Source organism: Psychrobacillus soli (assembly GCF_006861775.1).
Taxonomy (GTDB): Bacteria; Bacillota; Bacilli; order Bacillales_A; family Planococcaceae; genus Psychrobacillus; species Psychrobacillus soli.
The window spans coordinates 18,010-32,208 of sequence record NZ_VDGG01000045.1 but is presented as its reverse complement, the minus strand read 5'-3'; the positions used below and the strand labels follow the sequence as shown (position 1 = coordinate 32,208).

The following is a 14,199-nucleotide window of genomic DNA, read 5'->3' as shown; positions in this document are numbered from 1 at the left end:
GCGATGAGCCTTCACCGCCGCTTAGGCGGACGCCTGTGAAGGCTCATCGCTTACCCGGTGGAAAGCGTACGACTGCAGTGAAAATCCTAGCGGTCACTAGTTGACGCACTACCACGCAGTATCCCTAAAATGCCACCCTTCAAGTTAGCATTACCGGTGCATAGGTGTTCCTTGCAAAACGCTATGCTTATTCAAACACTCACGCTTTTATATTCAGAAAGTTATTTTTATATTTAACAATCTAATAATTTCCTTTATAATTAACTAATAATGTAGAGGAGGAATAGTATTGAATAAGCAAGATCTAATCGCGCCAGCTCATTATAACTTAGTAAGTGAGTTTGAAAAATATAGTATAAACGAAGAAAAATTAGCGCTCATTTGGGAATCCGAAAACGGAGAAACGAAAAAGAGTACATATAAACAATTAATGCAACGGTCCAACCAAATTGCGAATGTATTTACCCGTAATGGTCTAAAAAAAGGGGATATCGTCCTTGTAATGGTACCTCGATTAATAGAAGCATACGAAGTATACGTGGCTGCTCTGAAAGCTGGTTTAGTTGTTATTCCAAGTTCAGAAATGTTACGAGCAAAGGATATTGAATATCGACTTGTTCATAGTGATGCAAAAGCGATTATTGCCTTTGAGCCATTTTTGGACCAATTTGACGAAGTGTCAAACTTAGATGATAAACAATTATTTGTGATTGGGAAAAGTCAAGGTGGTTGGAAGTCCCTAACAGATGAAATGACCAGTGAAGATGATGTATTTCCACTAGTAGATACACTAAAAGACGATATGGCATTCATATCGTATACAAGTGGAACAACTGGCAATCCAAAAGGGGTTGTGCATACGCATGCTTGGGCATTTGCACATTTACGTACATCTGGGCCAAATTGGCTTAGTATCCAAGAAGGAGATGTCGTTTGGGCTACAGCAAGTCCAGGATGGCAAAAATGGATTTGGAGTCCGTTTCTTGCGGTTCTTGGAAGTGGTGCAATAGGATATGTATATAATGGTAAATTTGAGCCAAATACGTATTTAAAAAATATTCAAGAGAAAAAAGTGAATGTGCTTTGTTGTACTCCAACTGAATATAGAATTATGGCAAAAGTAGAAGGTTTAACAAACTATGACCTTTCTTCACTTCATAGTGCTGTTTCCGCAGGAGAACCATTGAATAGAGAAGTAATTGAGATTTTTGAGAGAAATTTCAATCTGGAAGTTCGAGATGGGTATGGCCAAACAGAAAATACTTTACTCGTTGGAACGATGAAAGGAATGGAAGCTAGACCTGGTTCTATGGGCAAGCCAACTCCGGGGAATACAGTAGAGATTGTTAATGATCTTGGCGAAATTTGTGCTCCTGGTGAAGTTGGAGATATTGCGGTGCATATAGAAACTCCAGCTCTTTTCAAAGAATATTTAAAAGATCCTGAGCGTACTGCAATGCAATTTAGGGGAGATTATTATATAACGGGTGACCAAGCGAAGAAAGACGAGGACGGCTATTTTTGGTTTGAAGGTAGAAGTGACGACATCATTATTAGTTCCGGTTACACCATCGGACCTTTTGAGGTAGAAGACGCTTTAACAAAACATCCTGCAGTGCAAGAATGTGCCGTAGTTGGTAGTCCAAATGAAATTCGTGGGACGATTGTGAAAGCTTTTGTTGTATTACTGGATACATCTAACGAAGGTTCCCCTGAATTAGTGAAGGAACTCCAAGATCATGTGAAAACTATTACTGCTCCATATAAGTATCCTAGAGAAATAGAATTCGTAAACGAATTACCGAAAACTACTTCTGGAAAAATTAGAAGAGTCGAGTTAAGACAAAGAAAACAATAAAAACATATATGATCAAAATTAAAAAGCGCGGAGGAATAATGTTCTCCGTGTTTTTTCTGTTTACTTTAACCTATTAAAGCCATATAATGAATCTATTATTTTTGTGTGGAAAAATAAGGAGATGGGGAAGTGCAAACAGAAGAAAAACAAGGAATTATAATTGTCGCTGCTGCATATGTTTTATGGGGATTTATGCCAATATTTTGGAAAATGCTCAGTCATGTTTCAAGTGATGAAATATTAGCGGGTCGTGTTATTTGGTCATTCGTATTTACTTTGTTACTAGTAGTTATTGGTCGTAATTATAAACAGCTCGTGATGGATATACAAGAACTATGGAAAGATCAGAAAGCTTTCTGGAGTCTAGTGCTTGCTTCTTATTTAATAACAGGAAATTGGTTTATATTCATCTTCGCTGTAAATGCAGGATACATAGTTCAAACGAGTTTAGGTTATTACATAAATCCATTACTTTCTGTTGTACTTGGAATTGTCTTTTTAAAGGAAAAGTTATCTAGAGCACAAGTGCTATCGGTAATAATTGCAGCTATTGGTGTTCTGATTTTATCTATTTCTTATGGGCAAGTACCATGGATTTCTTTTTCATTGGCGATTTCATTTGCTTTTTATGGTTTGATAAAGAAAACGTTAAAAGTGGATGCGCTTAGAGGGTTAACGATTGAAACTTTCTTTGTACTACCAGTAGCACTTATCTATTTTGCTTACTTAGTTGCGACCGAAAAAGCAGTCTTTTTTTCAACTGATTTTATGACAGTAGTTTTGCTCTTATTCACAGGTGTTGCAACTGCTGTTCCGCTCATTTTATTTGCAAAGGGAACCAAAAGTATTCCTTTATATTTGTCTGGGTTTATACAATATATTGCACCAACGCTTATGCTTTTAGTAGGTGTGTTTATCTATAAGGAGCAGTTTAGTAAAATCGAATTTTTATCCTTTTCATTTATTTGGTGTGCACTTATATTGTTTACTGTATCTAAAATTATAGAAGTACGAAAACGTAAACAGCATGTTGGGAAGGTATAAGCATATTTTTATATTGCTATAATAATTATTTTAACTATTTATGAAACGTTTAGACATTTTTTACGTAAGTAAAGATGAGAACAAAAGGAGGAAAATATAATATGAATATGAAACGCTGGCTTGCTATTTTAGGAGCATCTGTATTATTAGTTATTTCCATAGGCGTCAATACGATGTCTAGTATATTTTCAAAGGACTGGACTGCTATGTTAGACGAATTTGCGGCTGTTTCGAGTGCCGAGTTTTTCGAGACGGTATTAGAAGAGGGTAGTATGAATGAACGTATCGCATTACTAACGGTAGACGGGGTAATTCAAGATACGGGAAGTGCGGGTTCCCTTTTTGCAGCAGAGGGATATAACCATTCTGTCTTTTTACAACAATTAGAACAAGTAAAAGAGGACGATTCCGTAAAAGCAATTGTGCTGGAAGTGAATTCACCTGGGGGAGGAGTGGTCGAATCTGCACAAATTTATAAAGAAATTAAAGAAATTCAAGAAGAAACGGCTAAACCAATCTATGTTTCAATGGGAGGTATGGCTGCTTCAGGTGGATACTACATTTCAGCACCAGCCGATAAAATCTTTGTAAACAAAGAAACGATGACAGGCTCCATTGGTGTCATTATGCAAAGCATTAACTATGGAAAATTAGCTGAAAAATATGGCGTTGAGTTCGTTACGATAAAATCGGGACCGTATAAAGATATTATGAGTCCTACAAGAGAAATGACAGAGGTAGAAAGAAATATGTTGCAAGAAATGTTAAATGATTCATATGAAGACTTTGTCGATATTATTGCACAAGGGCGAAATATGACGGAAGCAGAAGTGAAAAAAGTAGCAGATGGTCGAATTGTGAATGGTCGTCAAGCTATTGAAGCTGGGCTTGCAGATGATTTTGGGTTTGTAGAAGACGTGGTAGCAGCGATCAAAACTGATTATAACTTAGAAAATGCGGAAGTATTTGAGTATGGATACTCGCAGAGCTTTGCTTCTTTATTTGCCATGAAAGCACAATCGTTTTTAGGTGTTGATATGGAATCGAAACTTATTGGGAAGTTAATCGCTGATAATAGTGCACCTAAAATGATGTACTTATACGGAAATAATTAAGGAGGAGTTTAGATGAGTGAGATTGAACAGCCAGATGAACAGCATGTACAAGAAAATACAACAAAAATTGAACATGAGATAGTTCATCGGACAGCGAATTATGAACATAAAGCTGCTGGTTTTTGGATTCGATTTTGGGCTTATACAGCGGATATCCTAATATTATCTTCTATCGGTATGTTGATTATTAAACCTGTATTCCGGCTCTTTTCGTTGGATCTAAGTAATCCGGTTTGGTATGCGCCATTTAGTCTTATTACAGCGCTTCTATTCTATGCATATTTTGTTCTGATGACTAAATTTTGTAGTCAAACAGTTGGGAAAATGATATTTGGCATTCGAGTTGTGTCGAAAGATGGGGCGAATTTAACATGGAGTACAGTCTTATTTAGAGAATGGATTGGAAGACTTATTTCCGTCATCCCTTTAAATATTCCGTATCTTGTTACTGCATTTACACCGAAAAAACAAGCTATTCATGATTTTATCGCAGACACTCTAGTCGTTCATGAAGCAGTGTATGATAAAAAAGAAAAACTTGAATATGAACGTACTTCTGTTGCAAAAGAGTTGCAAGAACAGAATGTATTCTAGTAAGATGAAGGTAATGAAAAAGGAGGCTACATATTTATGGCACAAGTAACATTTAAAAACAATCCAGTAACTTTAGTTGGTCAAGAAGTAGTAGTTGGCGAGAAAGCACCGAACTTTACGGTGTTAGCAAATGATTTATCACCAGTAACGCTACAAGATTCTGCAGGTAAAGTACGTTTAATCAGTGTAGTCCCATCACTTGATACAGGCGTTTGTTCAACGCAAACAAACACATTCAATCAAGCTGCTGCTAGTTTAGGTGAAGATGTTGTGATTTTAACAATTTCTGCTGACTTACCATTCGCTCAAGCACGTTGGTGTGGAGCAAACGCTGCAGATGCTATTCAAACTCTATCTGACCACCGTGATTTTTCATTCGCAGAAGCATTCGGTGTTGGTATAAAAGAATTGCGTTTATTAACGCGTTCTGTATTCGTAGTGGATAAAAATGATGTTGTTACTTACGCTGAATATGTAAGTGAAGGAACGAATCATCCAGACTACGACAAAGCATTAGAAGCAGTTAAACAAGCAACAAACAAATAAATAAAATCAAACCCACTCAGCTAATTCTAGTTTAGTGGGTTTTCATTTGAGGGATGTATAGATGCACACCAATGTCGAACAAATATTTACGTTTATAGATCAAGAAAGTACATTTATAGAAGAACAACAATCAGCCACTTACTTAGAAGGGGTAGTATACGCGCTAGAATTATGGTTAGAAGACAAAAAAGTGCCTACAGTAACTAACCCGACGAAAGAACAAATTCGAAAAGCGATTCAATTGGCGATATTAAAAGGAATGAAATCAACTTCTCAAGTGAATCACCAAATGACACCAGATGCTATTGGACTTCTAGTAAGTTATTTTGTAAAAGTAGTGGCAAAAGACAAAAAAGAATTGTCCATTTTGGATCCTGCATTTGGAACGGGAAATTTGCTTTATACAGTGATGAATGCATTGCCTTCTGAAAATCATGCTTACGGTGTAGAAATAGATGAGTTATTAATACAACTAGCAGCTCAAACTGGAGAATTGCTTACACATGATATTCAACTATTCCGACAAGATGCTTTAAAACCATTATTAATAGATCCTGTGGATGTAGTAGTAAGTGATTTACCAGTTGGATATTATCCAGATGATGAAACAGCACAGGACTATTTTTTGCATAGTAAAGAGGAAATGTCTTATGCTCATCATTTATTCATCGAACAATCGATGAAGCATGTAAAGCCAGGTGGATATTTATACTTTTTAGTGCCAAACACTATTTTTGAATCTAAACAAGCACCGCAGCTTCATAAGTTTATGAAAGAAAATGGATGGATTCAAGCAGTCATTCAATTCCCCGCTTCTATTTTTAAAACAAAAGGACAAGAGAAAAGCTTGTTGGTGTTGCAAAAGAAAAGGGAAGATTTAAAGGGACCACGTGAAGTATTGCTTGCAAAAGTTCCAAATATGACGAATAAAGAAGCAATGGAATTATTTTTCCAAAAAATAGACATATGGCAAGAAGAAAACGCAAAATAAAAGGGTAGTCCTCACGGGCTACCCTTTACCTAATATTAAAATAATTAAATTATTTGCTTAAGCTTTTCTTAGTCAGGAATTTCTTCTGTACGAACAACTAATACGTCGCAAGATGCGGAGCGTACAATATACTCGGACACACTACCAATTAAAAATCGTTCCATCGCATTCAAACCAGTGGCACCACAAATAATTAAATCTGCTACCACTTTTTTAGCAAGGTCTTTAGAAATCATCGTTTTTGGAGAACCATAATCAACGATGACATTTACATGTTGGACTCCGCCAGCATGTGCCTCTGTTTTATAACCTTCTAGCAATTCTTCTGCAAATGTTTGAGCTCTTTCAGCTATGGAGCGGTCATATGCTTCAATTGCAGCAAACGACCTTGTATCAATGATATTAACTAAATTTAATGTTGCATTGTTTCTAGCTGCGATAGAAACTGACTTCTTAAATGCATACTCCGCTTCTTTTGAACCGTCCACTGCAACGAGAATTTGTTTATATTTTAATGTCATGATAAAAACCTCCTTTTTCTTTATATATATATTTCGATATTAATTGACATATTCCTGCTTATTTTTATTATTTATTTTTACACATTTGTTGAATAGTTATTTTATTCTGTCAAGAAATGAACAAGGGCATGGCTTACACTTCTATATCTTCGGATTGCTTTGGACGAAATGATTGCTACACCAATATCGTAAAAACAATGTTTAGGGGTGTGACTTTGTCACACCCCTAAACATTTTTCCAGATAATCTTGTGGCAGGTATTTGTCCGTCCCTACCCGAAAAAGTTCAAGTGAAAAATGCAAATGCTTTGGATAAGAAGATAGGATATACTTTCTATTAAGAAAGCTTGCGAAGATGCAATTTCGCAAGCACATTTCTTATCTTATTGGAAGTCTCTTTTTTATTCTTTACAAAGAAACACCATGACCATAGTAATACTAACTAAAAGGGTGACACTTTTTAAATAATAGTAAGGCGGAAAACATATAGAGAGGTGGTAAGCAGCCAAAATTGTATTTTTGGCTGCCTTTTAAGATATGAGAAAGGAGCTATTCTCTCATTAATCTAAAGCTTTTGTATTTTGTTCAAATACGTTGTAGGAGTACGAGGGATGAATAGAAGTAATAGGATTATCGAAAGAATAGGGGATGCGGCTTTGCCGCATCCCACTATTGAATTCTCGGTAAAGGTGTTACTAAAAATTCAAATTCAGAGTACTCCGAAGACGTAATTGAACATTTTACTATAGTGTTAATACTGCATTGAATAAATTACGATAATCAATAAGTATGTTATTTTTATGAGAATTTGCACGGAGCGCTTATATTATTCAAATTATTGAAGCATTATGAATATAGAAGTGATAAAATGGAATTGTTCGAAAGTGATTAACGTAGCTAGACGAATCATTCATCCAACAATATCGTATTACATAGGGGGATATAAAAATGCGTATTGGAATTCCGAAAGAAACAAAAAACAATGAAAACCGTGTGGCAATGACACCTGCTGGGGTAGTGAGTTTAACACACTATAATCATGAGGTATATATTGAAAGTGGAGCAGGAATAGGTTCGAGCTTTACAGATCAAGATTATATTGATGCTGGAGCAACCATCGTTCAAACGGCACAAGAAGCATGGGATCAAGAGATGGTAATGAAAGTAAAAGAACCTACACATGCTGAATTTGATCTTATACGAGAAGAATCTATCCTTTTCACTTATTTACATTTAGCACCAGAAGATGATTTAACAAGAGTGCTTCTGGAAAAGAAAGTAACTGCTATAGCTTATGAAACAGTGCAACTTCCGAATAATACACTTCCATTACTATCTCCAATGAGTGAAGTAGCAGGGCGTATGGCAACTCAAATTGGTGCTCAATATTTAGAACAAATTAACGGTGGTAAAGGAATATTACTTGGTGGAGTACCAGGTGTTCCACGAGCGAAAGTAGCAATAGTGGGTGGTGGTATTGCCGGTACAAACGCAGCAAAAGTGGCGTTAGGTATGGGTGCCCAAGTAACGATTATTGACTTAAACCCAGATCGTCTTCGTCAATTAGAAGATTTATTTGGGAGTCAAGTACAAACTTTAATCTCTAATCCATATAATATCGGAGAAGCAGTAAGAGAGGCCGATTTAGTCGTTGGAGCAGTTCTTATTCCGGGGGCAAAAGCACCGAAGCTTGTTTCAGAAGAAATGATTAAATCTATGTCTCCAGGTTCTGTAGTGATCGACATTGCTATTGACCAAGGTGGAATTTTCGAAACTTCTGACCGTATTACAACGCATGATAATCCAACATATGAAAAGCATGGTGTTGTGCATTATGCCGTGGCGAATATGCCTGGAGCAGTTCCTAGAACGTCAACAATGGCATTGATCAATGCAACAGTACCTTACGCGCTTCAAATAGCAAATAAAGGCTATAAACAAGCTTGTTTGGATAATCTTGCATTACAAAAAGGTATTAATACGCTAGCAGGTCATGTAACATTTAAAGCAGTTGCTGAAGCACAAGGATTACCTTATGTAGATGTTGCAACGCTTTTGAATTAATAATAGGACAAACTATCACCCAACTCTGTTAAAGGATTTGGGTGATTTCTCATTACGCAGCATAATGGAGTGGATACAATTGATTTATTTATATATTGGATTAGCTGGATCTTTAGGTGCCATTTCACGTTACTTAGTAGGGATTCTCTTTTTTTCTAATTCCCTTTTTCCATTTGCAACATTACTCGTTAATTTAGTTGGTTGTTATGCGTTGACCTTTTTAACTTCTAGATTTTTCTCTTTGTCTAGCCAGTTAAAGACGGTCATTGGTACAGGCTTTTTAGGTTCCTTTACTACTTTTTCCGCTTTGAGTGTGGAAACTGTTGAATTGTTTGAACAAGGAAAAATGTTACTAGCTTTCTTGTATATAGTTGTAAGTATTGTTGGTGGTATTTTTATGAGTAATTTAGGATGGAAAAAAGAGGTGATGGAATGAATGTTTATTATGTTTTAGCAGTAGGAACTGGAGGATTTTTAGGAGCGATTGCAAGGTATTATACTTCTCAAAAATGGAACAAAACTGTAGTAGATCGTTTGCCTCTTGGAACACTTGCAGTTAATTTGATCGGCTCTTTTCTCCTTGGATTCATTTTAAACGTTGGCTTAAAGGATATCTACATTTTACTTATTGGTACCGGATTTCTAGGAGCTTTTACGACTTTTTCTACTCTCCATAAAGAACTGTTTATCCTTCAAAAATATCCACGAACATGGGTATTGTACTTTGTGATTACTTACGCAGGAGGATTAGTATTTGCATTTTTAGGCTATTTGTTAGGTAGATAAAAAAGCACCCTTGCTAGGATGCTTTTGTTTTACTTATAAGATTTGTAATTCTTTCGGGAATTTAGTTAAAACTTCGACGCCGTCTGCTGTGACAACCACATCATCTTCAATGCGAACGCCTGTTATTTCTGGGTGGTAAATGCCAGGTTCAATTGTGAATACCATACCAGTTTCCAATTTCATCTCATTTACACCAGTAATAGATGGGAACTCATGTACAGAAATTCCAAGTCCATGCCCTAAACGATGGGTAAAGTACTCTCCGTAGCCTGCATCTGTAATGACATCACGAGCTATTTTATCTAGTTCCATCGCAGTAATTCCTGGTTTTACAGCTTGTACAGCTGCTTCTTCTGCACGTCGAACGGTTTCATATATCTCACGTTTATCAGGTGATGGTTCCCCAAAAGCAACCGTGCGTGTGATGTCAGAACAATAGCCATTATAAACTACACCAAGATCGAATAAAATAAAGTCGCCTTTTTGGATTTTACGGTCTCCAGGCGTTCCGTGCGGAGAAGCTGTTTTGGGTCCACTAAGTACCATTGTATCGAAAGACATTTGGGCAGCGCCTTTTTCTTTTACAGCCAGTTCGATTGCGTTTAATATTTCGATCTCCGTTTTACCTTCTGCAATTTCTTTACATCCTACTTCAATAGCATAATCTGCAAGTTCGGCTGCTTTTCGCATATTTTCTAATTCTTCTTCGGATTTAATCACGCGAAGATCGTTGATTTTTTCATCGATTCTCGAAACTTGTAAAGCAGGAATTCTTTCTACTAATGCTTCTAATCTTTCTACAGTTAAATGTGCTTTTTCCACTGCGAGCGTCGTAATATCTCCTGCTTTTTCTTTCATTGTTTGTACGACAATATCCCATGCATTTTCCGTATCTTGATGGCCAACAATTTGACCTTGCCAGCCGGCAACTTTTGCATCTGGGATTTCCATTTGCGGACAAATGATAAAAGGCTCTGCTTCTTTAAAAATAGCTACACCAAGTAAGCGCTCATGTGGATTGCTTCGGAAACCAGTGAAGTAAAATACATTATCCGGAGTGGTGATGAAAGCTGCTTCGATATTGTTCGTTTGTAGAAAGTTTTGGATTTTTTTGACTTGATTCATACGGACACCTCTTTTAAATTTATAAATTAAGAATAGCAGAATAAAGGAAATATCGCATCTACGTAGAATGAATACAGAAGAAGTATAATAATTTCTAAAGGAGAGATAACGAGATGATTATTAGTTATCATGGACATTCGGTAGTAAAGATTAAAACAAATACACATACAATATTGATTGACCCTTTTATAAATGGAAATGGACAAACTGATTTAGATGCTGAGGAAGTAACGGCAGATGCCATTTTATTGACACATGGACATAATGATCATGTAGGGGATACAGTGGAGATTGCAAAAAAATGTGATGCATTAGTAATCGCTCCATTTGAACTTGCCGAATATATAGAAACTCAAGGTGTAAAGGTGCATGCAATGGGCTTAGGCGGTGCAAGAGATTTTGAATTTGGAAGAGTGAAATTTACACACGCATTCCATAGTTCATCGTATACAACAGAAGGTGGTCAATCGATTTATACCGGGATGCCTGCTGGAGTATTATTTACGGCGGAAGGTAAAACTATTTACCATGCTGGCGATACTGCATTATTCGGGGATATGAAGCTAATCGGCGATAGAAATAATATTGATGTCGCATTTTTACCAATAGGAGATAACTTTACAATGGGACCGGAAGATGCCGCCTATGCTACAGAATTAATAAAACCAAAAGTTGTAGTGCCGATTCACTATGATACATTCCCGCCTATTAAACAAGATCCACATTATTTTAAAGAACTTGTAACGACAGCAGAAGTACAAATATTGCATGCAGGGGATTGTGTACAACTGCCACGTGATTAGAAAAATAGGAAAATGTGGTACAATAAACGTATAACAATCGTTTGGATGTGACTACATGACAACAAAACACGAGCAAATTTTAGCATATATAGAAAAACTACCAGTTGGAGATAAAATATCGGTTAGGCAAATTGCAAAAGATTTAACAGTAAGTGAAGGAACTGCCTATCGTGCCATAAAGGAAGCAGAAACCAGAAGATTAGTTAGCACGATTGAACGAGTAGGAACGATACGAATCGAACTAAAGAAAAAAGAACATTTTGAACGCCTAACATTTGCAGAAGTTGTAAATATTGTAGATGGACAAGTATTAGGTGGTAAAACGGGTCTTTATAAAACGTTGAATAAATTTGTAATAGGTGCCATGCAGTTAGAAGATATGATGCGTTATGTGGAGCCTGGTAATTTACTAATTGTTGGAAATCGCTTAAAAGTTCATGAGACCGCACTACAGGCAGGAGCGGCAATCCTTGTGACAGGAGGCTTTGATGTTCCAGAACCTACAAAAAAACTAGCCGATGAACTAGAATTACCTGTTATTTCGACAAGTTATGACTCTTTTACTGTTGCCACGATGATTAACCGTGCAATTGATGACCAATTGATTAAAAAAGATGTACTTCTTATTGAGGATATTTATATTCCTTTAGAGAAAACAGCGTATCTTCGTACGACCGATCATGTGAAGCAATATCGCGAATTGAATGATGTCACCACACATGGAGGTTTTCCAGTAGTAGATAAATCCAACAAATTAGTTGGAATTGTTACTGCTAGAGATGTTATTGGGAAAGAAAATCATGAAATTATCGAAAAAGTTATGACGAAAACACCTATATCGATTACGATGAAAACGAGTGTTGCTTCTGCAAGTCACCGAATGATTTGGGAAGGGATCGATTTGTTGCCAGTTGTAGGTGATAATAATAATCTGGAAGGGGTTATTAGCAGGCAGGACGTTTTAAAAGCTTTACAAGCGGCGTCTAGACAGCCCCAAAATGGAGAAACTATTGATGATATTGTGAAACAACAAATAAAAGCCATTTCTACCGAGGAATTCATCTTTGAATTTGAAGTAACCCCTCAAATGACCGACCATTTCGGGGCGATGTCATATGGCGCATTTACAATATTAGTAACAGAAACTGGATCCCAAACGTTGAAGATTCGAAAACGGGGAGAAAGTGTCGTGGAGAACATGACGATTTATTACACGAAACCTATTCAGTTGGAAAGTGTTCTTCGTGTTCATGCGCGCGTTTTAGAAATGAGTCGAAAAGTGGCGAAAATAGACATAGAAGTATTCAACGAAAAACAATTAGTAGGAAAAGCGATGCTCACATACCAACTGCTGGAGAGATAAAAAAATGATGCAGCTTTCATAGGCTGCACCATTCTAATACTTATTGATTTAACGTTAGTTCTTCTTCAACAAACTGTCCGTAATGTTTGCTCGCTTTATAATTATGATACATAAAATAACCACCAAGTAAGACAAACAATCCAGTAACAGCATAAGTGACAGAGGATTGGTAAATAAATAAAAAGTTAATACCAAAGAAAAACACGAAAGCACCAAGACATACAGCTGCTTTTGCCGCAAACCATTTTTTTCGAATCGGTAAATGTGTTCGCAACTGTTTCGTTTTAAAATAAAAATACCAAACAAATGAGACAACTATTGCACATATTAATATTCCATTAACAATCATTATGAACCTCCAATAAAGTGAAACTTCCATCATATCCTTCTATTATTGTAATAGTAAATTTCAAAAAATGCGAATGGTAAACTTGACTAACTAAGGAGAACTGAAATGAAAAGACAAATCATTGACACAATCGAACGCTATGACAAAATAATTATTCACCGACATGTGAGACCAGATCCAGACGCATATGGATCTCAAATTGGACTGAAAGAGTTAATCTCCTTAAACTATCCGAATAAAAAGGTATTGGCTACCGGAAAACATGAACACACGTTAGACTTTCTTGCGCGTCCTAACACAGTTCTTGATGAGGATTTTAAAGATGCATTAATCATTGTTACAGATACAGCGAATACGGAAAGAATTGATGACGAACGTTATAAACTAGGAAGTTATCTTATAAAAATCGATCATCATCCAAATGATGACGCATATGGGGATTTACTTTGGGTCGATACAAATGCAAGCTCTGTTAGCGAGTTAATATGCGAGCTATTTGCAGAAGCAAAAGTCTATAAAAACTGGACAATGGATGCCACCGTTGCAAGACTACTTTATGCAGGTATAGTAGGTGATACTGGTCGATTCATGTTCCAAAGTACAACAGAGCAAACGATGAATTTTGCAGGTCAATTACTTGCTTATGGGTTTGATCGTACTGAATTATTCAATGGAATGTATGAAGTAGAAAGCAACCTACTCCAATTAAAAGGGTATATATATGCAAACTTTGAAATGGATGACAATGGTGTAGGGCATATGAAACTGACGAGGGAATTGTTAAAAGAATACAATGTATCCGATTCAGAAGCGTCCCTATTAGTTAGTGTACTTGCAGACGTAAAAGGCATGAAGTGCTGGGTATTTTTCATAGAAGATACAGATACTATTCGAGTTCGCTTGCGATCTAAAGGTCCCGTTATTAATACAGTTGCGAAGAAATATGGGGGTGGAGGTCATCCACTTGCTTCCGGTGCTTCCGTACAAAGTTGGGAAGAAGCAGATCTAGTAATAGAAGATTTAAAAAAGCTGTAAATTGAG

The 14,199-nt window shown here is 36.5% G+C and carries 15 protein-coding genes; 12 read left to right on the top strand and 3 right to left on the bottom strand.

Annotation, left to right across the window (positions count from 1 at the left end):
• Positions 1-289 precede the first annotated feature (289 nt).
• The 6 genes from mbcS to FG383_RS16830 all read left to right on the top strand — a co-directional run bounded on the left by mbcS (position 290) and on the right by FG383_RS16830 (position 6,148).
• The gene (mbcS, locus tag FG383_RS16855; protein ID WP_142608565.1) at positions 290-1,858 is read left to right on the top strand and encodes an acyl-CoA synthetase MbcS; all 1,569 of its coding nucleotides are present in this window, start codon (positions 290-292) and stop codon (positions 1,856-1,858) included.
• 129 nt (positions 1,859-1,987) lie between these two features.
• Positions 1,988-2,902, top strand: a complete 915-nt coding sequence (gene rarD, locus FG383_RS16850) for an EamA family transporter RarD (RefSeq protein WP_142608564.1) — start codon at positions 1,988-1,990, stop codon at positions 2,900-2,902.
• Between the two features lie 101 nt (positions 2,903-3,003).
• Positions 3,004-4,017, top strand: a complete 1,014-nt coding sequence (gene sppA, locus FG383_RS16845; RefSeq protein WP_142608563.1) for a signal peptide peptidase SppA — start codon at positions 3,004-3,006, stop codon at positions 4,015-4,017.
• A gap of 12 nt (positions 4,018-4,029) precedes the next feature.
• Positions 4,030-4,611, top strand: a complete 582-nt coding sequence (locus FG383_RS16840) for an RDD family protein (RefSeq protein ID WP_142608562.1) — start codon at positions 4,030-4,032, stop codon at positions 4,609-4,611.
• A 36-nt stretch (positions 4,612-4,647) separates the two neighbouring features.
• A complete protein-coding gene (gene tpx, locus FG383_RS16835; RefSeq protein ID WP_142608561.1) occupies positions 4,648-5,157 on the top strand; it encodes a thiol peroxidase in 510 nt (169 codons plus the stop codon).
• Between the two features lie 61 nt (positions 5,158-5,218).
• Positions 5,219-6,148: a class I SAM-dependent methyltransferase gene (locus FG383_RS16830; protein WP_142608560.1), complete on the top strand. Its 930-nt coding sequence runs from the start codon at positions 5,219-5,221 to the stop codon at positions 6,146-6,148.
• Positions 6,149-6,216: 68 nt separating this feature from the next.
• Here FG383_RS16830 and FG383_RS16825 read toward each other — a convergent pair whose 3' ends face one another.
• Positions 6,217-6,669 carry a universal stress protein gene (locus FG383_RS16825; RefSeq protein WP_142608559.1) on the bottom strand — a complete coding sequence of 151 codons (453 nt, stop codon included), beginning with the start codon at positions 6,667-6,669 and terminating at the stop codon, positions 6,217-6,219.
• Between the two features lie 947 nt (positions 6,670-7,616).
• Here FG383_RS16825 and ald point away from each other — a divergent pair.
• The 3 genes from ald to FG383_RS16810 all read left to right on the top strand — a co-directional run bounded on the left by ald (position 7,617) and on the right by FG383_RS16810 (position 9,518).
• The gene (ald, locus tag FG383_RS16820) at positions 7,617-8,732 is read left to right on the top strand and encodes an alanine dehydrogenase (RefSeq protein WP_142608558.1); all 1,116 of its coding nucleotides are present in this window, start codon (positions 7,617-7,619) and stop codon (positions 8,730-8,732) included.
• Positions 8,733-8,796: 64 nt separating this feature from the next.
• The gene (crcB, locus tag FG383_RS16815; RefSeq protein WP_142608557.1) at positions 8,797-9,168 is read left to right on the top strand and encodes a fluoride efflux transporter CrcB; all 372 of its coding nucleotides are present in this window, start codon (positions 8,797-8,799) and stop codon (positions 9,166-9,168) included.
• Positions 9,165-9,518 (top strand): fluoride efflux transporter FluC, encoded by a 354-nt coding sequence (locus FG383_RS16810; RefSeq protein ID WP_142608556.1) that lies wholly within the window; start codon positions 9,165-9,167, stop codon positions 9,516-9,518. The genes crcB and FG383_RS16810 overlap by 4 nt, the downstream gene beginning before the upstream one ends.
• Positions 9,519-9,551: 33 nt before the next feature.
• Here the strand turns inward: FG383_RS16810 and FG383_RS16805 are convergent, their stop codons facing one another.
• Positions 9,552-10,643, bottom strand: a complete 1,092-nt coding sequence (locus tag FG383_RS16805; protein ID WP_142608555.1) for a M24 family metallopeptidase — start codon at positions 10,641-10,643, stop codon at positions 9,552-9,554.
• Positions 10,644-10,756: 113 nt separating this feature from the next.
• Between FG383_RS16805 and FG383_RS16800 the strand changes: the two genes are divergently transcribed.
• Together FG383_RS16800 and FG383_RS16795 are read left to right on the top strand one after the other, a co-directional pair.
• On the top strand, positions 10,757-11,446 hold the full coding sequence (locus FG383_RS16800) for a metal-dependent hydrolase (RefSeq protein WP_142608554.1): 690 nt from the start codon (positions 10,757-10,759) through the stop codon (positions 11,444-11,446).
• Positions 11,447-11,501: 55 nt separating this feature from the next.
• The gene (locus tag FG383_RS16795) at positions 11,502-12,809 is read left to right on the top strand and encodes a DRTGG domain-containing protein (RefSeq protein WP_142608553.1); all 1,308 of its coding nucleotides are present in this window, start codon (positions 11,502-11,504) and stop codon (positions 12,807-12,809) included.
• Between the two features lie 40 nt (positions 12,810-12,849).
• Here the strand turns inward: FG383_RS16795 and FG383_RS16790 are convergent, their stop codons facing one another.
• The gene (locus FG383_RS16790; protein WP_142608552.1) at positions 12,850-13,158 is read right to left on the bottom strand and encodes a YtpI family protein; all 309 of its coding nucleotides are present in this window, start codon (positions 13,156-13,158) and stop codon (positions 12,850-12,852) included.
• 105 nt (positions 13,159-13,263) lie between these two features.
• Between FG383_RS16790 and FG383_RS16785 the strand changes: the two genes are divergently transcribed.
• Positions 13,264-14,193, top strand: a complete 930-nt coding sequence (locus FG383_RS16785; RefSeq protein WP_142608551.1) for a DHH family phosphoesterase — start codon at positions 13,264-13,266, stop codon at positions 14,191-14,193.
• The last annotated feature ends 6 nt before the right edge of the window (positions 14,194-14,199 follow it).